This window comes from Actinomycetospora chiangmaiensis DSM 45062, from assembly GCF_000379625.1.
GTDB lineage: Bacteria > Actinomycetota > Actinomycetes > Mycobacteriales > Pseudonocardiaceae > Actinomycetospora > Actinomycetospora chiangmaiensis.
This window is the reverse complement of the sequence record NZ_KB903243.1, coordinates 441,525-462,485: the sequence shown is the minus strand read 5'-3', so window position 1 is coordinate 462,485 and position 20,961 is coordinate 441,525. Positions and strand designations below refer to the sequence as shown.

Annotated in this window: 25 protein-coding genes; 11 read left to right on the top strand and 14 right to left on the bottom strand. The window is 74.7% G+C overall.

From position 1 onward, the window contains the following. A partial coding sequence (locus tag A3CO_RS39765) for a VIT1/CCC1 transporter family protein (protein WP_033414835.1) occupies positions 1-385 on the bottom strand: 385 nt, incomplete at its 3' end. A gap of 371 nt (positions 386-756) precedes the next feature. On the opposite strand from A3CO_RS39765, the gene A3CO_RS0121755 reads away from it, so the two are divergent. Then, complete coding sequence (locus A3CO_RS0121755; RefSeq protein ID WP_018334364.1) at positions 757-1,581, top strand: COG4705 family protein; 825 nt, start codon at positions 757-759, stop codon at positions 1,579-1,581. Next, positions 1,578-2,393 (top strand): biosynthetic peptidoglycan transglycosylase, encoded by an 816-nt coding sequence (locus tag A3CO_RS33710; protein WP_084682111.1) that lies wholly within the window; start codon positions 1,578-1,580, stop codon positions 2,391-2,393. The genes A3CO_RS0121755 and A3CO_RS33710 overlap by 4 nt, the downstream gene beginning before the upstream one ends. Positions 2,394-2,429: 36 nt before the next feature. On the opposite strand, the gene A3CO_RS0121745 is transcribed toward A3CO_RS33710, so the two are convergent. Then, the gene (locus A3CO_RS0121745; RefSeq protein ID WP_018334362.1) at positions 2,430-3,191 is read right to left on the bottom strand and encodes an ABC transporter permease; all 762 of its coding nucleotides are present in this window, start codon (positions 3,189-3,191) and stop codon (positions 2,430-2,432) included. Between the two features lie 82 nt (positions 3,192-3,273). Between A3CO_RS0121745 and A3CO_RS0121740 the strand changes: the two genes are divergently transcribed. After that, positions 3,274-3,849 carry a hypothetical protein gene (locus A3CO_RS0121740; RefSeq protein WP_018334361.1) on the top strand — a complete coding sequence of 192 codons (576 nt, stop codon included), beginning with the start codon at positions 3,274-3,276 and terminating at the stop codon, positions 3,847-3,849. A gap of 27 nt (positions 3,850-3,876) precedes the next feature. Here the strand turns inward: A3CO_RS0121740 and A3CO_RS33705 are convergent, their stop codons facing one another. Then, entirely contained in the window at positions 3,877-4,770 is an 894-nt protein-coding gene (locus tag A3CO_RS33705) for a DMT family transporter (RefSeq protein WP_018334360.1), read from the bottom strand. Further along, on the bottom strand, positions 4,767-5,957 hold the full coding sequence (locus A3CO_RS0121730; RefSeq protein WP_157647760.1) for an MGDG synthase family glycosyltransferase: 1,191 nt from the start codon (positions 5,955-5,957) through the stop codon (positions 4,767-4,769). Before A3CO_RS0121730 ends, A3CO_RS33705 begins: the two co-directional genes overlap by 4 nt. A 300-nt stretch (positions 5,958-6,257) precedes the next feature. On the opposite strand from A3CO_RS0121730, the gene A3CO_RS33700 reads away from it, so the two are divergent. The 3 genes from A3CO_RS33700 to A3CO_RS0121715 all read left to right on the top strand — a co-directional run bounded on the left by A3CO_RS33700 (position 6,258) and on the right by A3CO_RS0121715 (position 9,064). Then, the gene (locus A3CO_RS33700) at positions 6,258-7,610 is read left to right on the top strand and encodes an alpha/beta hydrolase (RefSeq protein WP_018334358.1); all 1,353 of its coding nucleotides are present in this window, start codon (positions 6,258-6,260) and stop codon (positions 7,608-7,610) included. Further along, positions 7,607-8,575, top strand: coding sequence for a glycoside hydrolase family 6 protein (locus A3CO_RS0121720; RefSeq protein ID WP_018334357.1), 969 nt, complete (start codon positions 7,607-7,609; stop codon positions 8,573-8,575). Before A3CO_RS33700 ends, A3CO_RS0121720 begins: the two co-directional genes overlap by 4 nt. A gap of 126 nt (positions 8,576-8,701) precedes the next feature. Then, positions 8,702-9,064 (top strand): hypothetical protein, encoded by a 363-nt coding sequence (locus A3CO_RS0121715; protein ID WP_018334356.1) that lies wholly within the window; start codon positions 8,702-8,704, stop codon positions 9,062-9,064. A 60-nt stretch (positions 9,065-9,124) separates the two neighbouring features. Here A3CO_RS0121715 and A3CO_RS0121710 read toward each other — a convergent pair whose 3' ends face one another. From A3CO_RS0121710 to A3CO_RS0121690, 5 genes are all read right to left on the bottom strand, one after another. Beyond that, positions 9,125-10,099, bottom strand: coding sequence for an undecaprenyl-diphosphate phosphatase (locus A3CO_RS0121710; RefSeq protein WP_018334355.1), 975 nt, complete (start codon positions 10,097-10,099; stop codon positions 9,125-9,127). Between the two features lie 112 nt (positions 10,100-10,211). Then, the gene (locus A3CO_RS0121705; RefSeq protein WP_018334354.1) at positions 10,212-11,462 is read right to left on the bottom strand and encodes a COG4705 family protein; all 1,251 of its coding nucleotides are present in this window, start codon (positions 11,460-11,462) and stop codon (positions 10,212-10,214) included. A 120-nt stretch (positions 11,463-11,582) separates the two neighbouring features. Then, entirely contained in the window at positions 11,583-11,819 is a 237-nt protein-coding gene (locus A3CO_RS33695) for a hypothetical protein (protein WP_018334353.1), read from the bottom strand. Between the two features lie 73 nt (positions 11,820-11,892). Further along, positions 11,893-13,296, bottom strand: coding sequence for a sensor histidine kinase (locus A3CO_RS33690; protein ID WP_018334352.1), 1,404 nt, complete (start codon positions 13,294-13,296; stop codon positions 11,893-11,895). Between the two features lie 26 nt (positions 13,297-13,322). Beyond that, the gene (locus A3CO_RS0121690; RefSeq protein WP_018334351.1) at positions 13,323-14,027 is read right to left on the bottom strand and encodes a response regulator transcription factor; all 705 of its coding nucleotides are present in this window, start codon (positions 14,025-14,027) and stop codon (positions 13,323-13,325) included. Between the two features lie 193 nt (positions 14,028-14,220). Between A3CO_RS0121690 and A3CO_RS33685 the strand changes: the two genes are divergently transcribed. Continuing rightward, positions 14,221-15,180, top strand: a complete 960-nt coding sequence (locus tag A3CO_RS33685) for an alpha/beta hydrolase (RefSeq protein ID WP_051086024.1) — start codon at positions 14,221-14,223, stop codon at positions 15,178-15,180. A gap of 25 nt (positions 15,181-15,205) precedes the next feature. Here the strand turns inward: A3CO_RS33685 and A3CO_RS33680 are convergent, their stop codons facing one another. Further along, complete coding sequence (locus A3CO_RS33680; protein ID WP_018334349.1) at positions 15,206-15,856, bottom strand: TMEM175 family protein; 651 nt, start codon at positions 15,854-15,856, stop codon at positions 15,206-15,208. A 117-nt stretch (positions 15,857-15,973) separates the two neighbouring features. On the opposite strand from A3CO_RS33680, the gene A3CO_RS39130 reads away from it, so the two are divergent. Together A3CO_RS39130 and A3CO_RS39125 are read left to right on the top strand one after the other, a co-directional pair. Continuing rightward, positions 15,974-16,318 carry an ArsR/SmtB family transcription factor gene (locus A3CO_RS39130; protein WP_018334348.1) on the top strand — a complete coding sequence of 115 codons (345 nt, stop codon included), beginning with the start codon at positions 15,974-15,976 and terminating at the stop codon, positions 16,316-16,318. Positions 16,319-16,341: 23 nt separating this feature from the next. Then, a complete protein-coding gene (locus A3CO_RS39125; protein WP_211214514.1) occupies positions 16,342-17,145 on the top strand; it encodes an SRPBCC family protein in 804 nt (267 codons plus the stop codon). Between the two features lie 52 nt (positions 17,146-17,197). On the opposite strand, the gene A3CO_RS0121665 is transcribed toward A3CO_RS39125, so the two are convergent. The 3 genes from A3CO_RS0121665 to A3CO_RS0121655 all read right to left on the bottom strand — a co-directional run bounded on the left by A3CO_RS0121665 (position 17,198) and on the right by A3CO_RS0121655 (position 18,538). Next, a complete protein-coding gene (locus tag A3CO_RS0121665) occupies positions 17,198-17,539 on the bottom strand; it encodes an ArsR/SmtB family transcription factor (protein ID WP_018334346.1) in 342 nt (113 codons plus the stop codon). Then, entirely contained in the window at positions 17,529-17,960 is a 432-nt protein-coding gene (locus A3CO_RS0121660) for an SRPBCC domain-containing protein (RefSeq protein ID WP_026204852.1), read from the bottom strand. The genes A3CO_RS0121665 and A3CO_RS0121660 overlap by 11 nt, the downstream gene beginning before the upstream one ends. A 101-nt stretch (positions 17,961-18,061) precedes the next feature. Beyond that, positions 18,062-18,538, bottom strand: a complete 477-nt coding sequence (locus A3CO_RS0121655; protein WP_018334344.1) for an SRPBCC family protein — start codon at positions 18,536-18,538, stop codon at positions 18,062-18,064. Between the two features lie 173 nt (positions 18,539-18,711). On the opposite strand from A3CO_RS0121655, the gene A3CO_RS0121650 reads away from it, so the two are divergent. Next, positions 18,712-20,259 (top strand): N,N-dimethylformamidase beta subunit family domain-containing protein, encoded by a 1,548-nt coding sequence (locus A3CO_RS0121650; protein ID WP_018334343.1) that lies wholly within the window; start codon positions 18,712-18,714, stop codon positions 20,257-20,259. 40 nt (positions 20,260-20,299) lie between these two features. Here the strand turns inward: A3CO_RS0121650 and A3CO_RS38355 are convergent, their stop codons facing one another. Beyond that, positions 20,300-20,458: a hypothetical protein gene (locus A3CO_RS38355; protein WP_018334342.1), complete on the bottom strand. Its 159-nt coding sequence runs from the start codon at positions 20,456-20,458 to the stop codon at positions 20,300-20,302. 187 nt (positions 20,459-20,645) lie between these two features. Here A3CO_RS38355 and A3CO_RS0121640 point away from each other — a divergent pair, with 187 nt between their 5' ends. Further along, positions 20,646-20,948, top strand: a complete 303-nt coding sequence (locus A3CO_RS0121640) for a hypothetical protein (RefSeq protein WP_018334341.1) — start codon at positions 20,646-20,648, stop codon at positions 20,946-20,948. Positions 20,949-20,961: the final 13 nt, after the last annotated feature.

The following is a 20,961-nucleotide window of genomic DNA, read 5'->3' as shown; positions in this document are numbered from 1 at the left end:
GTTCGCGGGCGACCTGCATGGCGGTCTGCTCGCTGAGGCCCTTGGCCGCGTAGATCGCGGCGAGTTCCTCGAGTTCCTCCTCGGGGTCCTCGGCGAGTTCGCGGCGTTCCTTGGCGAGCAGGGAGCGTTCGGCGTCGCGTTGGCTGGAGACCGAGACGTACTCGCCGAGGGCCATGGAGACCGCGCCGGCNACNAGGCCGGCGACGCCGGCGGTGAGGATGGGGCCGCTGGCGATGGTGGCGCCGGCGACGCCGACGACGATGCCGGCGACCGAGACGATGCCGTCGTTGGCGCCGAGGACCCCGGCGCGCAGCCGGTTGAGCCGGTTCTCGTTCTGCTCGACGTGCGGCTCGTCCTCGTGGGTCGGCAGGACCTCGCCCGGCAGGTCGACCTCGGTCGGGTCGACGGTCTTCTCCTCGTTCACGCCGAGAAGTGCAACCCGCTCCCGGGCGACGGGCGAATCGGCTCCTCGGTCGCACCGTGCGGCGGGGTGAGCTGAGGCATTCCTAGATCCCGGGGCACCGTGGCCGTCGAACCGGACATCGGCGCGGTGTCGACGAGGCCGGCGCGGACGCCGCGTCGTCGAGCGGTCGGGAGTGCGCGCCGACTCCCACGGACTTCGGCGTCTTCCTGCAAGATAGGCATGCCTCAATCGACGGCGAGCGAGACGAGGCTCACGACGTGCGCGCCGCCCGATCGAGAGCTCCGTGTCGCGCGTACACGACCCTCTCATGATCCGGCCGTGACGATCCAGGGGTGAACGCTCCCTCCCCGCAGGGCGGACGGCTGTCCGCCCGCGTGCTCCCGGCCACGCCGCTGCGCACGGCCGCGACGAAGGTCCCCGAGGTCACGGCGTGGTTCTGGGTGGCCAAGGTGCTGACCACGGGCATGGGTGAGACGACCTGGGACTGGTCGGCGAACACGCTCGGACCGGTGCCGGCGATCCTGCTCTCCGGGATCGGGTTCGTCGTGGCGATCGTCCTGCAGCTGCGGTGGCCCAGCTACCGGCCCGCGGTGTACTGGTTCGCGGTCCTCATGGTCAGCGTGTTCGGGACGACGTGCGCGGACGCCGTCCACGTCGTGCTCGGCGTGCCCTACGCGGTGTCGGCCCCGGTGTTCGCAGTGGCGGTGCTCGTCGCCTTCGGCCTCTGGTTCCGTGTCGAGGGGACGCTGTCGGTGCACAGCGTCGACACCCGTCGGCGGGAATTGTTCTACTGGACCGCGGTCATCCTCACCTTCGCCCTGGGGACGGCGCTGGGCGACCTCACGGCCACGACCTGGGGCCTCGGCTACGCCGCGTCGATCGCGCTGTTCGGGGTGCTCTTCGCGGTGCCGTTGGTGGTGCACCGGTCGTCGACCGGTCCGGCGGTGGCGAGTTTCTGGTTCGCCTACGTGATGACCCGTCCGTTCGGTGCCTCGGTGGCCGACTGGCTCGGGGTGCCGCCGGCGCGCGGCGGAATCGGTGTGGGGACCGGAGTGGTGTCCCTGGTGGCGTTGCTCCTGATCGTCGCCGTGGTGGCCGGGATGGAGATCGCCGCCCGGCGTCCGGCTTCTCCCGGCCCGCAGCACGTGGACCGGTGAGTGTCCGCCAGGGGCAGCGGGGACGACACGACCGGTCCACCCGGACCGCGGTGACCCGGGCGTTCGCCGCGCCCGGGCGCGGCCGGTGGCTCCGGCGGTGCCTGGTCGCGGTGCTCGCCGTCGCCGTCGTCGTCGGGGCGGCGACCGGCCTCCTGCTGGCGGCGACACCGTCGGCCGCCGACGCGGAGGTGCGCACCCACCGGCTCGCGGCATCGCGGGGCGTCCTCGACGACGGCGCTCCGGTGCCCTCGACCTTCGCGACCGCGCTGATCGCCACCGAGGACAGTCGCTTCCTCGACGACCCCGGGATCGATCTCCGGGGCGTACTGCGCGCCGCAGGCGAGGGACTGGGGGTGCCCGGTGCCGCCGGCGGCGCGACGCTCGAGCAGCAGCTGGCGAAGCTGCTGTACTTCGACGGGCAGCGCACCACGGTCGACCAGGTCGAGGAGGTGGCCCTGGCGCCGAAGCTCGACGCGGCGTGGTCGAAGCCCGAGATCCTGCAGATGTACGCCGTGACCGCCTACTTCGGGCACGACGCCTACGGGCTGGACGCAGCGTCGTGCCGCTACTTCGGCGTGCCGCCCGCGGCGCTGGACTGGGACCGGGCGTCCCTGCTCGCGGGTCTGGTCCAGGCGCCCACGGACTACGACCCGTACCTGCACCCGGACCTCGCCCGGGCGCGCCAGGCGCACGTGCTCGACCGGCTCGTCGCGACCGGAGCCATCACGCGCGAGCGCGCCGACGCCGCCCGGGCCGCGCCCTGGAACCTCCGCGACCCCGGCGGGTCCGCGTCGACCGTGTGCCGGGGCTGAGCCGCGACGCGGATCGAGCCGGCGCGGCGGTGGGGCTCATCGGGTCGACGGCGGGACGGGCCGGCGGATGGTCCCGCGCGCGACGAGTTCGAGCACCACGGTGACCGCGACGGTCTCGGCGGCGAGCAGCCCGATGAGCACGAGCAACTGCGCCGCGGCGGCCTGCACCGGGTCGCCGCTGCCGATGAGCACCCCGACGAACGCCCCGGGCAGGGTGACCAGCCCGACGGTCCGGGTCTGGTCGAGCGGGGGGAGCAGCGCCTGGGTCGCGGACGGCCGGCACACGAGCATGGCGGCGTCGCGACGACGTCCGCCGAGCGCCAGCGCGCCCTCGTACTCGTCGCGGCGCGCCTCGAGCTCGTCGAGCGCGCGGCGCCCGCCCAGCGAGGTGGCCGTCATGGCCCCGCCGATGACGATGCCCGCGACCGGCACCACCGCGATCCCGCGCAGCGGGACGGTGCCACTGACCAGCGCGACGGCGAGCACGGGGGCCACGCCGGCCGCGATGGCGACGGCGGCGAGCAGACCCGTGCGGTCGCGGGTCATCCGCCGCGCCGAGGTCCACGACGCGGTGGCGAGCATCAGGACGACGAACACCACGGTCAACGGCCACGACCGCACCACCGCGACGATCACCGCGGCCACGAGGGCCAGCTGCACGACCGCCCGGACGGCCGCGGTGAGCAGGGCCCGGGAGATCGCGAAACGTGCCAGCACAGCGGTGCCCACCGCGACCCCGACGAGCAGGACGAGGGCGACCGCCAGGCCGGGACCCACGGCGACGGTCGCTCCACCCATGCGGGTCAGTGTGGGCGGCGTTCGTGAGAACACGAGGAGAGCGCACATCGTCGTCACATGACGGGTCGGCGAGCGTGGTCGCGTGCGACGACCCGTCGATCCCGCCCCGGCCACCGTCCGGATCCTCCCGGGCACGGAGACGACCGGCGGGACCTGCTCCGTCGAGATCGACGATCCGATCCTCGAGATGCTGGTCCGGGTCACCCTGGATACCACCGCCGCGCCCGTCGAGGTCATGTCCCTGACCCTGCTGCCGCGCGTCGGCGGCCGGCCGCTGCGGTCCGTCGTCCGGCCCGACCTCCGCCCGGACCTCTACGTCGCGCTGGCCCTCGCGACGGTCGCCGACGAGCACGATCGCCACGAGGCGTCGCCGCCGGAGACCGCGCCTGCGGCGGTCTCCCTGCCGCGGCGGCCCGGTGCGGTCAACGCGGCCCGTCACCGCCCTGACGATCTCGACGCTCCGATCGACCTGGCGCGGGTCGCCGCGGTCTACCGCGCGGCACGCGTCAGCGCGGATCGTCAGGAGCGCCGCGCGCCGGTCGCCGCGGTGGCCCGGGACCTGGGCGTCCACCGGACCGACGCCGCCCGCTTCGTCCGGGAGGCGCGGGCCGTCGGCCTGCTCGAGGCGGCCCCGCCGGGCGACCGCTACCGCGGCTGAGCCGACCCTGCCGGGGACAGGCCGCGCTCAGGGGACGGGGAGCGCCTCCGCGGACCGATCGTCTGTCGTCCGCCCGGGGTGGTCCCGGGTCGGCGGCGTCGAGTGGGTCACTGCGATCCCGGCGACGACGGCGACGGCCGACGCGGCGGCGAGTACGAGGGCGGCCGGGGTGGTGGCGATCCGTTCGCCGAACCAGGTGATCCCGGCGAGCAGGCCGACGACCGGGTCGATGACCACGATGAGGGAGACCGCGGCGGCGACGCGGCGGGCGCGGTGCAGCGCGTGTTGGCTCAGCAGCACCGCCGCCGGGCCGAGCACGGCCGCGACCCAGAGCGCGGGGTGGGTCAGGGGTGTCGACCAGCCCGCGGCGAGCTGGGCGCCGACGGACTTCAACGCCACGGCGGTGACGCCGTAGCCGAGGCCGGTCGCGGCGGCCAGGGCGAGGCCGCCGCCGGCCGACCACCGGGCCCGCAGCGCGGCGACGGCGACGGCGGCGAGACCGAGGCCGCCCAGCACCGTCATGACGGCCGCGCCGGGGGTGGCGGCCGTGGCCGTCGTCGGGGAGAGCGCCCCCAGGACCCCGACGAGCCCGGTCGCGGTCAGGGCCGTCCCGGCCCACCCCCGGAGCCCGGGACGGCGGCCGAGCAGCAGCCACTCCGCGAGCGTGGTGGCCGCGATGCTCGAGACCATGGTGGTCTGGACGACCACCAGCGAGCCGAGGCTGAGCGCCAGGAACTGCAGCGCGAGGCCGCCGACGGAGGCCGACGTGCCGATCCACCACCAGGGGCTGGTCAGCAGGCCCGCCAGGAGCGGGCCCGAGGCGATCGGGCGGGTCATCCCGCGTCGCTGCGCGACGCTCGACACGCCGAGGAGCGCGGCGGCGAGCACCGCGATGCCCGCGGCCGCGAGGTCGGCGCTCATCGGCGGATGGAGGGCGTGAGGGCGGTCGCGAGGATGCCGTGCACCACGGCGGCGGGGTCGGCGCCCGCCGGCCAGAGGGTCCCGACGGCGGGTCCTCCCGCGACGACGCGGTCGACCGCGGCCGCCAGGGCCGCCGCGTCGTGGGGCCACGGCGCGACCCCGGCGCGGTCGAGCACCTCGGCGTTGGCGCGGCCGTGGCCGGGGATGGGGAGGTAGGTGATCGCGGGCAGGCCGACGGCGAGGGCCTCGGTCAGGGACAGCCCGCCCGCGTTGTGGACCAGGACGTCGCAGGCGCCCATGAGGGCGGGCACGTCGTCGCGCCAGCCCAGGGCGACCACGCGGGGGAGCCGGGCGAGCCGGCGCCGCAGCCGGTCGTTGCGACCGCAGAGCACGACGACCCGCAGCGTCGGATGGGCGATCAGGTCGGCCACGGTGCGCCGGACCGATCCCATGCCGAGCGACCCGGAGCTGATCAGCGCGACGGGGGCGTCGTGGGGCAGGCCGAGTTCCGCGCGGACCGAGGCGCGGACCGCGGCGCGGACCCGTCGTCGGGCGGGGGCGGCGAGCGGCCCGGTCGCGCGGGCCCGGACCCCGTAGCGGGCGGCGTCGTCGGCGGTGGCGCGGGTGACCGTGAGGTGGTGGTCGACGGCGGGGTGGCACCAGGTGGCGTGCGCGGCGGGGTCGGTGAGGTAGGTGACCGCGGGGACGGTGAGCCGGCCCCGCTCGCGCAGCGCTCCGAGGGTCTGGCCGGCGAGCGGGTAGGTCGTCACGACGACGTCGGCGTCGCGGGACCATCGCTCGACGGTCGCCTCCGCCTGGCGGCAGACCCAGTCGGTGACGCGACGCAGCGGGCCGTGGTGCTCGAGGCCGTGGAACAGCAGGTCGAACGCGACGGGCGCGTACTGCACGGTGGGGGCGTAGAGGTCCTTGAGGACGTGCCGGGCGTAGGCGGGCAGGGCGTCGAGGTAGTCGTGGACCTCGACCTGCTGCCCGCGCGCCCGCAGCCGGCGCGCGAGCTCCCGCGCCGCCCCCTCGTGCCCCTGACCGACGGTGGCGCTCAGGATGACCACCCGCCCCCGCAGCGCGACGGTGCCGGCGGACGGCAGCGCCGTCGGGGCGCGGCCCACCACCAGCGGCACCAGCCGACGGGCGGCGGGAGCGGGAGCCGGGGCAGCGGGAGCGGACATGGTCGACGGACCTCCGAGGCGTGATCAGCGGGCCGTGGGTGGCGGCCCGGACTGATCGCCAGGGTCGGCGGTGCGGGTGAGTCGGCGACGTGGTGCCGGTCAATGTCGGGTAAGAGCCGTGTGCGCTCGCTCACGATCTCCGTGGTCCGCGACCGGTGCCGCGCGGTGGGGCGGCCGTCGTGTCCTGCCGGGGCCGGGCCGAACCACCGCGGGACGCCGACCTGACGCACACGTGACGGACGCGTCCGTCTCAGTCGCCATTCATCGCGCCCACACATGGCGTCCCTAGCGTCGCCCGGCGTGACGGCGCTCGGTGTGGATCGCGTCCTGGACGTGTCGTTGCTCGTCGGGGTCGCGCCGGTGCTGGCCACCGCGTGCGGCGCGGTGGCGCTCGCGGGCCTGCTGTGCGGTCGCCACGGCGCCCGGCGCAGCCGCGTCGTCCCCTGCGCCGCACTCGCCGCGGCCGCCGCGGCCGCGCTCACGGCGCTCGTCGTGAATGTCGCCTGGCGCCCGTTCCCGGACGTCGTCCCGGTGGCCGTCTTCGTCTGGGTCGGGGTCGCCGCCCTCGGCATCGGCGCCGCCCTCCCGTGGGTGCGGCGGGGCACGGTCCGACGCCGGATCACCGCCCTCGTCGCTCTCGTGTCGGTGATCGGCGCCGCGGGCATCCAGGTCAACGTCCTGTACGGGTACGTCCCGACGGTCCGGACGGCCCTCGGGGTCTCCGACTCCCGCGACGTCGACTTCGCGGCGCTCCCGCCGCCCCGACCGATGCGGCGGGCCCGGGACGTGCGGAGCTGGCGCCTGCCGCTCTGGGCGTCGCGACGGGGCGCCGTCACGCACGTCGACATCCCCGCTCTCGAGTCCGGCTTCCCGGCGCGGACGGCCTCGATCTACCTCCCCCCGGCCTACGCCGTGACCGACCACCCCGCCCTCCCCGTCCTCGTGCTGATCGCGGGCGCCCCCGGCTACCCGCAGGACTGGCTCACGGCGGGACGGCTGGCCGAGGTGGGGGACGGCTACGCCGCGGCGCACGAGGGGCTCGCACCCGTCGTGGTGCTCGCGGACGGGACCGGTGGTGTCCTGGACAACCCGCTGTGCATGGACTCGCGCGCGGGCAACGCGGAGACCTACCTCGCGCGCGACGTGCCGCAGTGGGTCGACGGCCACCTCGACGTCGACCACGACCCGCGACACCGGGCGATCGGCGGCTTCTCCTACGGCGGCGCGTGTGCGCTGCAGCTGGCCACCAGGGCACCGGGCACGTACCCGACCTTCCTGGCCGTGAGCGGTCAGGACGAGCCGTCCCTCGACACCCACCAGGAGACCGTCGCCCTCCTCTTCGGCGGGGACGAGACGGCGTTCGCGGCGCGCAACCCGATGGAACTGCTCCGCACCAGGCGGTACGAGGCGTCGGCCGGGATGGTCGTGTCCGGCCGCGACGACGCGGTGGACCGGGCGGCCGCCGGGAACGTCGTGGCCGCGACACGGGGTGCGGGGATGGACGTCCGCGCGGTGGATCTCGTCGGCGGCCACACCTGGGCGGTCGCGATCGAGGCGTTGCGGACGGCCCTGCCGTGGCTCGCCTCGCGCAACGGTCTGGACGGGACGGACTCCGCGCCGGCCGGCCCGCGTCGTCTCCTGGCGCACCCGTGACCGCCCGTCTGCTCGTGGCGCTCGCCGTCGGGTTCCTGCTCGCCGGGTGCGCGGCGTCCGGCCCGCGGGCGCCCGAGGTCGGGGTCTCGGCGGAGTTCTGGAGCGACCCGGCGTCGAGCGCGGTCCGTCAGGCCGAGCAGTGGCGCTCCGGGGACCGCCGGGACGATGCCGCGCAGCTGGACAAGATCGCCCGACGTCCCCGGGCGGTGTGGCTGGGCAGCGGGGATCCGTTCCCGAGGGCCCGCGACGTCCTCTCGCGGGCCGGCGCCGCCGGCCGGACCGCGGTCCTGGTGGCCTACGACATCCCCGGCCGCGACTGCGGCCAGTTCTCCGCGGGCGGCGCCGGCAACGACGCCGAGTACCGCACGTGGACCGGCCGCCTCGCCGAGGCCGTCGTGGGGCAGCGGCGGCCGGTCGTGGTCCTCGAGCCGGATGCACTCGCGCAGTCCCTGTCCTCGTGCCGCGACCGCGCGGTCCAGGCGCGGCGGGAGGCCCTGCTCTCCGGGGCGGTCGCGACGCTCACGGCCGTCGGCGCGGAGGTCTACCTCGACGCCGGGAACCCCGGCTTCGTCACCGACACCGCGACCCTGGCCGACTCGCTGCGCCGGGCCGGGGTGGGCCGGGCCGCCGGGTTCGCGCTCAACGTGGCCAACTTCCACCCCACCGACGAGGTCGTGGCCTACGGTCGGGCGATCTCCGACCGGCTCGGCGGCGCGCGGTTCGTCGTCGACACCGGCCGCAACGGTCGGGGGGTGTACGCCGGCCCGGACCGACCGACCTGGTGCAACCCGCCGGGCCGCGCCCTCGGTCCGCCGCCGACGCGCTCGACGGGGGATCTGCGGGTGGCGGCCTTCCTGTGGATCAAGGGACCGGGCGAGTCGGACGGCTCCTGCCACGGGGCGCCGGCCGCCGGCACGTTCATGCCGGACTACGCCCTGGACCTGGCCCGCGCGAGCGATCCGTGACCTCGGTACGAGCCGGCGCCGAGCAGGACGACACGCGGGCGGGCGCTCATCGACCGCACACCATCGGGGGACGAGAGTGGGCAGCGTGAAGGACTCCAGCCCGGGCCGGCCGACCGCGAGCCGGCCGTGATGCACGACGCGGTGCTCGGCGCCGTCCTGCTGCACGTGCTCGGGGTCGGCTTCCTCGCGGCCGCCGCGTCCTCCTGGTTGCGACGGCGGGCGACCGGCGCCGGGCGGCGTCCCGGCGTCGCCGTGAACGCCCTCATCGCCGTGCTCGCGATGGTCGACGCGGGCGTCACCGTCGTCGACGAACCCTTCCGCCTCGCGCAGTGGTCGGCAGGGGTGCTGCTCGCCGCGCTCGTCGTCGGTGTCGTCGTCGTCCGTCACCGCCGGCCGACGCGCCGCCGGTCGGCGACCGCTCCGCCCGGTGCCGTGCCGGCTCCCCGCACGGCCGAGGCGGACCTGCCGCTCACCTCGACCCGGACCTAGCGTCCGCCCGGTGGTTCCTCCTCCCACCGGCTCGTCCCTCACGGGCCGTGCCCGGGCCGGTCAGCGCACGGCGAACCAGATCAGGCAGCCGATCCCGACGGCGATGCAGTAGACGCCGAAGGGGCGCAGGGAGCGGTGCTCGAAGTAGCGGGTCAGGAAGCGGACCGACAGGTACGCCCCGACGAAGGAGAGCAGGCTGCCCGCGAGGATCTGGGGCCGGACGCCGTCGCCGAGCGGGCCGGCGAGATCGCCGAGCTTGAGCACGCCCGCGGCCAGGATGACCGGGGTGGAGAGCAGGAACGAGAAGCGGGCGGCGTCCTCGTGGGAGAGGCCACGCAGCAGTCCGGTCGCCATGGTGACGCCGGAGCGGCTGATGCCGGGGCACAGGGCGGCGATCTGGGCGGCGCCGATCCCGACGGCGCGCGGGACGGGCATCCGGGCCAGTCGGGTGTCCGCGGCGACCCCGTCGCCGGTCGGGGCCGCTCCGGTGCGGGGGCCGACCTGCAGGGCGACGGTGCGTGCCGCGGGGTCCCCCTCCGCGCTGGAGGCGGGGACGCGCGCGGTGTCGGGAGCCGCCGCGCGCCGTCGGAGGGCTTCCGCGCCGAGCAGGACGAGGCCGTTGAGGACGAGGAAGAGTGCGGTGGGGACGGGGCGGGAGAGGTAGACCCGGAACGCGTGCTCGAGCAGGAGGCCCGCGAGCCCGACCGGGATCGTCCCGAGCACGAGGAGCCAGGCGAGCCGCTGCTCGGAGGAGACGACCTCGCGGCGAACGACGCTCGTGACGAGCCCGCGGACGATGCGCACCCAGTCACGGCGGAAGAAGACGATCAGGGCCAACGCGGTGGCGACGTGCAGGCCGACGATGAAGGCGAGGTAGGGCGACTCGGGGGCGGACACGTCGAGGTCCTGCGCCCAGCTCCCGCCGACGACGGCGGGCAGCAGGATGCTGTGGCCGAGACTCGAGACGGGGAAGAGTTCGGCCACGCCCTGGAGCGCCCCGATCACGATCGCCTCGAGCCAACTCAACTGGTGCACGGCGGGAACTCCTGGGAGCGCGGGCGCGGGCGGGCCCCCTGGGCCCGCCCGCGCGCGATGGACGACGGACGGATCGTCGTCGATCCGCGTGTGACGGTGATGAGAATGGAGGTCAGCCCAGCGCGTTCAGGAGGTCGTCGAGGGCCGCGGTCTCGGCTCTCGGGTCGGGGTTGTCGGCACGCAGGGCCTTGAGCACGGTGTCGATCTTGCGGTCCACCCGGGTCCAGGCGGCGTCGTCGCGGGCCTGCAGCCGGCCCTGGGCCTGGTCCCAGGCGGTCTCGAGGTCGGTGACGCGGTTCGTGGCGCCGGCCTGGTCGCCGCGCTGGAGCAGCCCCCGGGTGTCCGCGGTGATCGTCCGGAACGACGACAGGTCCCCGAGTGAGGCGTTCGGACCGCCGGCCGCCGCGGTGCCCGGGGCGCCTCCGGGCGCGGCCGCGCCGGCGGACGTCGGGGCGGTGTCGGCGCCCAGCGCGTTCACCCGCGCGACGTAGCCGACCGCGGACAGCACGAGCAGGACGGCGACCACCACCACGGTCTGCAGCAGTCCGTGGCGGGCGGGGGCGCGGACGGCGCCGGTCTCGGCGGCCGCATCGTCACCGATCACGTCGACGCGGGAGATCTGCAGGTAGGTCACCGCGCCCAGGATCGCGACGAGGAACACGATGCTGGTGACGGTGGTCCCGATGCCGAGGCCGCCCTGGTCGGTCGGCTGGGCGAGCAGGTCGCCGAGCGAGGCGCCGAGTGGGCGGGTGAGCACGTAGATGATCCAGAACGCGAGCACCGGGTGCAGGCCCAGACGCCACCCGATCGCGACGACGGCGATGACCGCCAGGACGACGAGGGCCGAGACGACGTAGCCCAGGCTCAGTGCCTGTCCCATGAGGTCGCCCGTCGCGGTGCCCAGGGCGAAGGTCACGAAGATCGCGAGCCAGTAGAACGTCTCGCGGCGGCGGTTGGTGATTGCGTGGATCGAGAGCGTTCCTTCCGCCGAGTACCAGGCCCCGAACACCACCGCGAGGGCGATCCCGAAGACCAGCGAGCTCAGCAGCAGCGGGACACCGAGGTTGTCGGTCAGGTTGTCGGTGACCAGCGTGCCGAAGACGCTGACCAGCGTGACGGTCGCCCAGTAGAGGCCGGGCACGTACTCCCGCGCCCGCAGTTGCAGGGCCAGCAGGATCGCCAGGACCACCCCGGTGACCACCGACGTGCCGGTCAGGCCGAGGCCGAGGTCGACGTTGAGGAAGTCCGCGGCGGTCTCGCCGACCGTGGTGCACAGGACCTTGATCAGCCAGAACCAGACGGTGACTTCCGGGACCTTGTTGAGCATCGTGCGCGGCGCGGTCGCCGCGTATGGGGAGGACATGGGGCGAAGGGTGCGAACGGTCGATGTGAGGACGGTGTGGACCATCCGGTCGAGTTCCCGGCGCCGGGGTGGGGCGGGACGGTGGGGGGCGCCGTCCCGCCCCGGGCGTGACGGGACCCGTCAGCCCTGGCCGGGCGCGTCCGGGGTGTCCCCCGCCTCGGGTGTGTCGACCGCGCCCGGAGCGTCGGGGGTGTCCCCGGGCTCGGGGGTGTCGACCGCGCCCGGGACGTCCGGCGCGTCGACCCCGGCGGTGGCCGGAGCGGGCGCCGTCGCGGCGGTGCCGGCCACGGCCACCCCGGTGCCGCCTCCGACGATCGCCACGGCGGCTGCGGCCGCGATCAGGTATTTCCTGCGCATCGGGTTCTCCTCTCGTGCCCGACCCTCGGGCGCCACGAGACTGCTCAGCCGCCGATGAGACCGTGATGTACCGCTACTGAACGCCCCCGACCGGCGCCGGGCCGGTGTCGGTCCGGTCGGCAGCGACGGGGAGATCGATCGTCACGAGGGCGCCGCCGTCCGGACGGTTCTCGGCCCGGACGGAGCCCCCGTGCGCGACGGCGATGGTCTCCACGATGGCCAGGCCGAGCCCGGAGCCGCCGTCGGAGCGGGCCCGGGCGCTGTCGGCGCGGCGGAACCGTTCGAAGGCGTGCGGGAGGAAGTCGGTGGGGAACCCCGGGCCCTCGTCGGCGACCGTGAGGGAGACCGCGCCGTCGTGCCGGACCACGGCGACGGTGACCCGCCCGTGCTCGGGCGAGTGGCGCAGCGCGTTGGCCACGAGGTTGTCCAGGGCCTGTCGGAGCCGGTCGGGATCGACGTCGGCCTCGAGGTGGCGTGGCGCGTCCACCACGACGTCGACGTCCCGGGCGTCCCCGACCGCGGCGGCGGCCCGGGCGGTCTCGGCGGCGACCCGCGTGAGGTCGGCGGGGCGGACCCGCAGCAGGCCGTCGCCGTCGGCCCGGGCGAGGGTGAGCAGGTCCTCGGCGAGCCGGATGAGCCGCTCGGTCTCGGTGGCGGCGGAGGCGACGGCGTCGGCGAGGTCCGCGCGGTCGCGCCCCGGCCGGCCGGCCAGTTCCAGTTCCGCGCGCAGGGTGGCCAACGGCGTGCGCAGTTCGTGGCTCGCGTCGGCCACGAAACCGCGTTCGCGCTCGAGTGCCTGTCGTTGCCGGTCGAGCAGCGCGTTGAGCGTGGTCGCGAGCGCGGCGATCTCGTCGCGGGTGGCCGGGACCGCGAGGTGGGTGCCGTCGTCGTGTTCGGCGAGCTCGGCGCTCTGCCGCCGCATCCGTTCCACCGGGCGGAGGGCGGCGCCGGAGAGCCACCACGCCCCGATCCCCGCGAGGAGGGCCGCGATCGGGCCGCCGATCAGCAGGCCGACCTCGACGTGTTCGTCCGCGGTGTCGGCGATGTCGGTCCCGGTGCCGACCACCAGGATCAGCCCGGCGGCCCGGGAGAGCCACGCGGCGCGGTAGCGGGTGCCGTCGTCGTGCTGGTCGACGGTGAACACGGACGACCCGTCGCCTTCCACGCGGCCGGCCACGAGGTCGTCGAGGGTGGGGCGGTCCAGGACGGGGCGCGGGCCGAGGTCGGGTGAGGCGAGGACGACCCGGCCGTCCGTTCCGATCACCTGGACCGGCTCCTCGTCGCGGAAGGTCCGTAGCGCGCCGAGGCCCCCGGTGGCGTACTGCTCGGTGAGGGTCGCGGCCCGGCTGGCGAGTCCGACGTCGAGCGTGGCGTACAGACTGGTGCGCAGCTGCAGGACGAACCCGAGCCCGACGACCGCGACGAGCAGGAAGACGCCCAGCATGAAGCCGAGCGTCAGACGGACCCGTAACGGCACACGAGCCTCCTCGGTCGGGTTCGGTCTCAGCGTCCGGGCACGGTGTCCGCGGACGGGGCACCGGTCGCCCGCAGGCGGTAGCCGGCGCCGCGCACGGTCTCGAGCATCTCGCTGCCGTAGGGCTTGTCGATCTTGCGGCGCAGGTAGGAGACGTACTGGTCGATGACGTTGGAGACGCCGTCGTAGGCGAAGTCCCAGACGTGCTCCAGGATCACGGTGCGGGACAGGACCTGGTCGGGGTGGCGCAGGAAGAGCTCCAGCAGCGCGAACTCCTTGGCCGACAGGGCGAGCTCGTCCTCCCCGCGCCACGCCCGGCGGCCGGCCGGGTCGAGCGCGAGGACCCCGACGCGCAGGATCGTCGGCCGGTCGGTGGCGCCGCGGCGGATGAGGGCGCGCAGCCGGGCGGCGAGCTCCCCGAAGCTGAAGGGCTTGGGCAGGTAGTCGTCGGCGCCGGCGTCCAGGCCGCGGATGCGGTCGCCCACGGTGTCGCGGGCGGTCAGCATGAGGATCGGGGCCCAGCGTCCCGACTCGCGCAGCCGTCGGCAGACCTCGAAGCCGTCGGCGCCGGGCAGCATGACGTCGAGCACGATCGCGTCGTAGCCGAACTCCTCGGCCTGCCAGAGCCCGTCGGCCCCTGTGGCGGCGACGTCGACGGCGTACCCGTCCTCCTCGAGCCCGCGCCGGATGAGCGCGGCCATCCGCACCTCGTCCTCGACCACCAGCACCCGCATGTGGCGCATCCTGCTGAGCCGATGATGAGCCCGACATGTGAGGTCGGAGAGAGTGCTCTCATCTACCTGACACGGTCGGCGGACCACGCTCGCCGGCATGACGACGACATGGCAGCTGCGTCGTCGCCGCGCTGGGCCTGCTCGAGCCCGCGCTGGCACCCGCGCCGCAACCGGGAGCTGGGACCCTGCCGGCGTGACGTCGTCCGCCCTCCTGCGCCGTGGTCTCGTGCCGCTGCTGGTGGCGGTCGTCGTCGTGCTCGCGGCCGGGGCGTCGGCGGTGGCGCGCCCGACCGGGGAGGCGCCGGTCGGGGGCGGCCGGCCGCACCCGTCGTCGGGAACCGGCCCCGACCTGCGGTCGGTGTTCACGTCGACCTCGGACGGGACCCCGCTCCACGTCTCCTTCTGGTTCCCGACGGGTGCGGCGCCGGCTCCCGTACTGGTCTGGGTCCACGGCGGGGGGTGGATCGCCGGCTCCGACGTCGACCGGCCGGCCGACCTGCGCCGTTTCTCGCAGGAGGGCTGGCTGGTGATGAGCGTGGAGTACGAGCTCGCCGTGCCGGGGCGGCCGACCTGGGATCTCGCCGGGCCGCAGGTCGCCTGTGCCCTCGGCCGGTTCGCCGCCGAGGCGGGCCGGCTGGGCGGGGACCTCGGGCGGATGGTGCTGGCCGGGGCGTCGGCGGGCGGTCAGTTGGCGGTGTCGGTGGGCTACCGGGCGGCGACCGGGACGCAGGACTCCGCGTGCGGGCTGCCGGTGCCGGCCCCGCGGGCGGTGGTCGCCGAGTACCCGGCGCTCGACCCGGTCGACGGCTACGAGCACGGGCTGCCCCACGCCGACGCCCGCGCCTTCAAGCGGGCCTACACCGGAGGCTCGCCGGCGGAGGTCCCGGAGCGCTATCGGGCGGTGTCGGGGATCGACGCGTTGAGTCCCGTGGCCCCGCCGACCCTGGTGGTGCAGGGGGGTGTGGACCGGCTGGTCCCGGCGGCGGGTCTGGACCGGTTCGTCGCGGCGGCGCGGGCGCGGGGGGTCGAGGTCGACCGGATCGTCGTGCCCGGGGCCGACCACGCCTTCGACGCCGTCGACGGGTCGCCCGGACAGCGCGTCGGTCACCGGGTGATCTCGGACTGGGCCCGACCACGCGTGGCGTGCTGCTGACCGGGCGCCCGACGGGACCGCACCGTCAGCTGCGGGTGTCGGGGGTGGGCAGGAGGTAGAGGGCGGCGAGCAGGAACATGAGGCCGAGGAACACCGGCACGCTGAACAGGCCGATCGCCGTGGCGACGGGATAGCTGAGCAGCCCGAGGTTGTACCGGCGGTTGCGCACCGCGAGCAGCTCCGGCGACACGCCCGGCTTGTGCAGCTGCGGGCGGCTGATCAGGTAGCGCCACATCGTGTTGAAGGCCACGGCCATGGCGGTGCTGGTCAGACCGTAGATGAGGACCGTGGTGATCTGGTCCGCGCGGTCGGCGTCATAGGTGTACTCGGCGAGCAGCGCCGTGGGCCACGGCAGGACGCTGACCGGGAGCAGCAGCAGCAGGTTGTGCAGCTGCAGGCGGTGGTCGGTCCGGGCGAGCAGGTTGACCGTGGCGTGGTGGTTGAGCCAGATGATCCCGACGATGAAGAAGGACGACAGGTAGGCCACGTACTGCGGCCACTGTTGTCCCAGCGCCGCGGCGAGGTGCCCCTCCGCGCCCGTCGGGACCTTGATGTCGAGGATGAGCAGCGTGATGACGATGGCGAAGACGCCGTCGCTGAACGCCTCGAGCCGGCCCACGCTCATCCCGAGACCGCGCGGCGTGCTCGCGCCCGGTCCGGCCAGGGGTTCGTCCACCGTTCCGCTCCTCGCTCGTGCCCACCGCGCCGGCGTGGTGAGCCTAGTCGCCGATCCGCCTTGACCGTCCCGACGTGACAGCGATAGCTTTCGCAAGTCATGACTAACGCGAGGTCGATGATCGAGGCGCTGGGTGAACCGATGCGCGTGACGCTGCTCGAGCGGCTGCTCGACGAGCCCGCGACCGCGACCGATCTCGCCCGCGGGTTGCCCGTGACGCGGTCGGCCGTGTCCCAGCACCTGCAGGTGATGAAGGCCGTCGGGCTCGTCAGCGACGTGCCGATCGGGACGCGCCGTGTCTACGCCGTCGACCCGGACGCGTTGGCGCTGCTGCGCTCGTACTTCGACGCGTTCTGGAGCCGCTCGCTGGACGCGTTCCGCCACGCCGCCGAGGCCGGGGCACCCGGCCCGGCCACGACACGGCGACCGGACGTCGCCGACCACCACCGGGAGGATTCGTGACGAACCAGTCGGGATCGACGTGGGTGAGCACCCGGATCGACGTCGCCGCCCCGCGCGAGCACGCGTTCCGCGTCTTCACCGAGGGCATCGCCACCTGGTGGGACGAGGACAAGCACATCCTGCAGGCGCCCCTCGCGGACATGGTGTTCGAGCCGTACGTCGGCGGCGGCATCGTCGACCGGGGCACGGACGGCAGCGAGTGCCGCTGGGCCCGGGTGCTGGCCTACGAGCCCCCGGACCGCGTCTGCTTCAGCTGGGACATCAGCCTGTCCTGGCAGATCGAGACCGACCCGGCGCGGACCAGCGAGGTCGAGATCACCTTCACCGAACTCGATCCCGCGCGGACCCGTGTCGAGCTCGTCCACCGCCACCTCGACCGTCACGGGGAGGGCTGGGAGGGGATGCGCAACGCGGTCAGCTCGGGGTGGAGCCTCGAGGGCTTCGCGAAGACCGCGGAGCAGCCCTTCAGCGGGGTCGCGCTGGGCCGGTCGCTGCCCGTGGTCAGCGACGCGACCATGCAGGAGCGCCTCGCGGGCACGAGGGACTACACGGCGGTGGTGCTGGCGGCCACGGAGTCGTTCGCCCGCCCCGCCCACGACGCGCTGGTCTGGGAGCACGGCCGGCGGAACATGGCCCTCGTCGAGGCCGGCCTGCTCACGGTGGTACTGCCCGTCACCGACGGGAGCGGTGTGGCGGGCTACGGGGTGTTCACCACCGACGTCGAGCAGACCCGGCGGATCCTGGACGACGACCCCGGCGTGCGCGCCGGCATCTTCCGCTACGAGGTCCACCCGGTCCGCGGCTTCCCCGGCGCCGCCCTGCCCTGAGCCGACGTCCGCCGTGGTCGCCGGCGCGGTCGGCGACGGCACGCTCCGGGCCTCAGGGCGCCTCGAGATGGTGCTGCAGGGCGTCGAGCCGGTCGTCCCAGGAGTGCGCGAGCGCCGTGAGGAACTGCCGGGCGAGCTGTACCGGCGCGGTGCGCAGCCGGTAGCGCACGCGGCGGCGCTCGCCGTGTTCCGGGGTGACCAGACCGGCGTCGGCCATCAGGGCGAGGTGTTTGGCGACGGCCTGACGGCTGATCGGGAGCCGGGCGGCCAGGTCGGTCGCGGTGGACGGGCCGTCGGTGGCGAGGGCGGCGAGGATGGCGCGGCGGGTCGGGTCGGCGAGCGCGACGAAGACCTGCTCGGCGGCGGCCTCGATGTCGACGACGTCAGCCGCCATCGACGTGCTCCGCCAGCTCGGTCAGCTCCCGCGACCAGCCCTCGTCGTGCGACGTGTAGGTCTCGCGGCGGATGTCGACGGGGAGCTGGGCGAAGCCGCTCTCGACGACGCGCAGCAGGGTGCCGGCGCCGGCGGGTTCCAGCGTGAACTCGACGTAGGTCCGGCGGGGGTCGTCCGCCGGCAGGTCGGGCAGCCGCCAGGTGTAGGCGAACACCGTGGGTGGCTCGACGCGCTCGATCCGCATGTCGACCGTCATCCCGCCCGCGAAGGTGATCGTGGCTGCGCCGCCGGGACGCAGGTCGATCGTCGCACGCTCGCCGAACCAGGCACCGAGACCGTCGGCCGTGGTGAGTGCCTGCCATACCTCGTGCGGTGCGCGCTCCAGGGTCACGGCACGCTCGATACGGTCGGGGAAAGCCATGACTCCGCCCTTCGGGAAGCGACTCGTCGATGATGTCGGGCCGGTCCAGCCGGCCCGGGAACGGCCCGGGCCAGGCCGGGCCGTCCCCGGCGGAATCGGCGTCAGCGGCCTTCGGCGGCCCGACGGGCGAGGTCACGCGGACTGCGGTTGGGAGCGCCGGGGCCGCCCTCGACCAGCTCGCGCAGGCTGGTGCCCACGAAGTGGTCCCAGCTGCGGCTGCACATGTCCTTGCACTCGAGCTCGTCGGTCAGGCCACGGTGCTCGAAGGTGATCTCGCTGTGGTCGTCGTCGAGCGGCGTGATGGTGAAGGTCGGCCGGGTGCCGACCCAGTCCGGCATGAAGGTGCACTCGGCCACCGTCCAGCGGACGGTGCCCGGACGGGTCGCCTCGTCGACGTGGACGAGGAGCGGTGGCTGGCCGGCCACCATCGGGAACCGCAGCTCGCCCCCGGTCAGGCCCGAGCCCGTCACGGGACTCCACCAGGCGGCGAGCCCGCTGGTCGTGGTGACGGCGTCGAAGACGACCTCGGCCGGAGCGTGGACTCGGACGGTCGTGCGGTAGTCGGTGCTGGTGGGCATGGTGCTCTCCTCGGGTCGGACCGGCATGGCAATCAGCTGGTTGCTACTCTGCAGCAACCGATGGGTTGCGTCAACGCCCGGACCTCGGGGCGCGTCCGTGTGCGGCACGGCCGCCTGCCAAGGAGCGCGTTGCGGACGCGCGTGGAGCGGCGAGCAGGGCAGGATCCACCCCCATGGGGCGTCCGCTGCGGAACGTGCTGGCGGTCGTGGTCCTCGGCGTGCTCCTGGCCGGCTGCGCGACCACCGAGCCGTCGGTCCCACCGCCGTCGCCGGTGCCGTCGACGGCGTCTCCGAGCCCGTCACCCGTTCCCGCTCCCGACGACGGGCCCGGTTCCCCCGGCACGGCGGGCTGGCAGGTGAGCCACCCCGGACCCGAGCACGCGATCGAGGGGTTCGCCGACCACACCAGCGTCCTGCCCGGAGCGCCCGTGCGGTTGTTCGTCTCCACCGTGTCGCCGACCTTCACGGTCACCGCGTTCCGCATGGGGGCCTATGCGGGGTCCGAGGCGCGGCAGGTCTGGACGTCGGCGCCCCAGCCGGGCACGCGGCAGGCGCCGCCCGCCGTCGCGCCGGGCACCCACACCGTGACCGCGCCCTGGCGCCCGTCGCTCGACGTCCCCACCGCGGGATGGCGCCCCGGCGACTACCTCCTGCGCCTGGACGGGGGAGGGGCCCAGCAGTTCGTGCCGCTGACGGTCCGCAGCCCGACCAACGAGGGGCGGATCGTCGTGGTCAACGCGGTGACGACGTGGCAGGCCTACAACCGCTGGGGCGGCTACAGCCTCTACCAGGACCCCGCGGGACACGGCGCGGGCCGCGCCCGGGCCGTGTCCTTCGACCGGCCCTACCAGGCCGACGTCATGCAGGGCGCCGGCGACTTCCTCTTCTTCGAGCTGCCGTTCGTGCTCTTCGCCGAGCGCACCGGCGTGCCGCTGGGCTACGCCACCGACGTCGACCTCGACGAGGACCCCCACCTGCTCGACGGTGCCCGCGCCGTGATCACGCTCGGGCACGACGAGTACTGGTCACCGGGCATGCGCGACGCCGTCACCGCTGCCCGGGACCGCGGCGTCAACCTCGCGTTCCTCGGCGGGAACGAGATGTACCGGCACATGCGCTTCGGCGACACCCCGGTCGGTCCGCACCGCCTCGAGATCGACTACAAGTCCTTCGTCGAGGACCCGGTGCACCTCACCGACCCCGCCGCGGCCACGCCGCAGTGGCGCGAGGGACCCGTGCCCCGCCCCGAGAGCACCGTGCTGGGCAACTTCTACCAGTGCAATCCCGTCCAGGCCGACCTCGTGGTCGCCGACCCGGAGAACTGGTTGCTGGCGGGCATCGTGGCGCCCGGTGAGCACTACGTCGACCTCGTCGGCAACGAGTACGAGCGCGTGGACCTCACCGTGCCGACCCCTCGGCCCCTCGAGGTGCTCTTCCACTCCCCGGTCAGCTGCCGGGGGAGACCCGACACCGCCGACACGACGTACTACACCGCCGTCGGGGGCGCGGGTGTGTTCTCGGCCGGCACCCAGTACTGGATCTGCGGTCTCGACCCGGGGTGCACACGCGCTGCCCGCAGCCCCCGCACGCTGCCCGTGATCAGCGCGATCACCCGGCGCCTCCTGCTCGCGTACGCCCAGGGACCGGTCGGGCTCGTGCACCCCGCCCAGGACAACCTGGCCGCGTTGCACATCGACGCCCGGGGTGCCGTCCCGCACTGACCGAGGGACGGGCGGACGACACGGAGCCGGCGGGCGTCTCTCAGGTCCTCGTGCCGGTGTCGGTGGTCACCGTCCGCCGCTTGTCCGCTGCCTGCTCGGCGGCGCCCCACGCGAGGACGACGGCGACCGGGGCGACGATCATCGACGCCTTGCGGGCAGCGAATCCGAGGACCTTCAGGGTGAAGCCGAGGACGACCATGACACTCCCAGGGGCGCGGGCGGACGGAGGGCGGACGGAGGAGAAAATAGCGTGTGCGGACCTCGTCCGGCCTGCTCTGATCCCGGCCCGCTCCGGCCCGTCCCGGTGGGTGACCGCTCGATGACCGCGAGCACGGCATCCGAATGGTCGGTGCCCGGATGACCTGCGACCGGGTAGAAGAGTTCCCATGGCGGGCAACGACGGCTCGGTGGCGGTGCGGGAGGCTCTCGAGGCGCTGCGCGGGCTGGACGCCGTGCGGGACGCGCGGCCGGCGGGCATCGACCGGTTCTTCTGGTCGGCGGACGTGCTGGACGACCTCGCGCGGGTGGCGGCGCGGCTGGGACAGGTCGTGGAGGAGGTCTCGGGGGAGGAGGGCCCTGCCGTCCGCAGGGCCGCCGACGCCCTGGGCACGGCGATCGTCGCGCACCGCAACTCGCTGCTGCGGCACGGTCTCGGGAGGCTGGAGCGGGACGGCACGCCCGCGGCCTGAGCTGTCGACCTTC

What these genes read in the sequence shown, in the direction of transcription:
- A3CO_RS0121690 (WP_018334351.1), bottom strand. Translation starts at nt 14,027, where the DNA reads ATGCGGGTGCTGGTGGTCGAGGACGAGGTGCGGATGGCCGCGCTCATC.
- A3CO_RS33695 (WP_018334353.1), bottom strand. Translation starts at nt 11,819, where the DNA reads ATGCGCAGGAAATACCTGATCGCGGCCGCAGCCGCCGTGGCGATCGTC.
- A3CO_RS0121655 (WP_018334344.1), bottom strand. Translation starts at nt 18,538, where the DNA reads ATGCCCACCAGCACCGACTACCGCACGACCGTCCGAGTCCACGCTCCG.
- A3CO_RS0121745 (WP_018334362.1), bottom strand. Translation starts at nt 3,191, where the DNA reads ATGGGTGGAGCGACCGTCGCCGTGGGTCCCGGCCTGGCGGTCGCCCTC.
- A3CO_RS0121730 (WP_157647760.1), bottom strand. Translation starts at nt 5,957, where the DNA reads ATGTCCGCTCCCGCTGCCCCGGCTCCCGCTCCCGCCGCCCGTCGGCTG.
- A3CO_RS0121640 (WP_018334341.1), top strand. Translation starts at nt 20,646, where the DNA reads ATGGCGGGCAACGACGGCTCGGTGGCGGTGCGGGAGGCTCTCGAGGCG.
- A3CO_RS0121660 (WP_026204852.1), bottom strand. Translation starts at nt 17,960, where the DNA reads ATGGCTTTCCCCGACCGTATCGAGCGTGCCGTGACCCTGGAGCGCGCA.
- A3CO_RS0121650 (WP_018334343.1), top strand. Translation starts at nt 18,712, where the DNA reads ATGGGGCGTCCGCTGCGGAACGTGCTGGCGGTCGTGGTCCTCGGCGTG.
- A3CO_RS38355 (WP_018334342.1), bottom strand. Translation starts at nt 20,458, where the DNA reads ATGGTCGTCCTCGGCTTCACCCTGAAGGTCCTCGGATTCGCTGCCCGC.
- A3CO_RS39130 (WP_018334348.1), top strand. Translation starts at nt 15,974, where the DNA reads ATGATCGAGGCGCTGGGTGAACCGATGCGCGTGACGCTGCTCGAGCGG.
- A3CO_RS0121705 (WP_018334354.1), bottom strand. Translation starts at nt 11,462, where the DNA reads ATGTCCTCCCCATACGCGGCGACCGCGCCGCGCACGATGCTCAACAAG.
- A3CO_RS33705 (WP_018334360.1), bottom strand. Translation starts at nt 4,770, where the DNA reads ATGAGCGCCGACCTCGCGGCCGCGGGCATCGCGGTGCTCGCCGCCGCG.
- A3CO_RS0121665 (WP_018334346.1), bottom strand. Translation starts at nt 17,539, where the DNA reads ATGGCGGCTGACGTCGTCGACATCGAGGCCGCCGCCGAGCAGGTCTTC.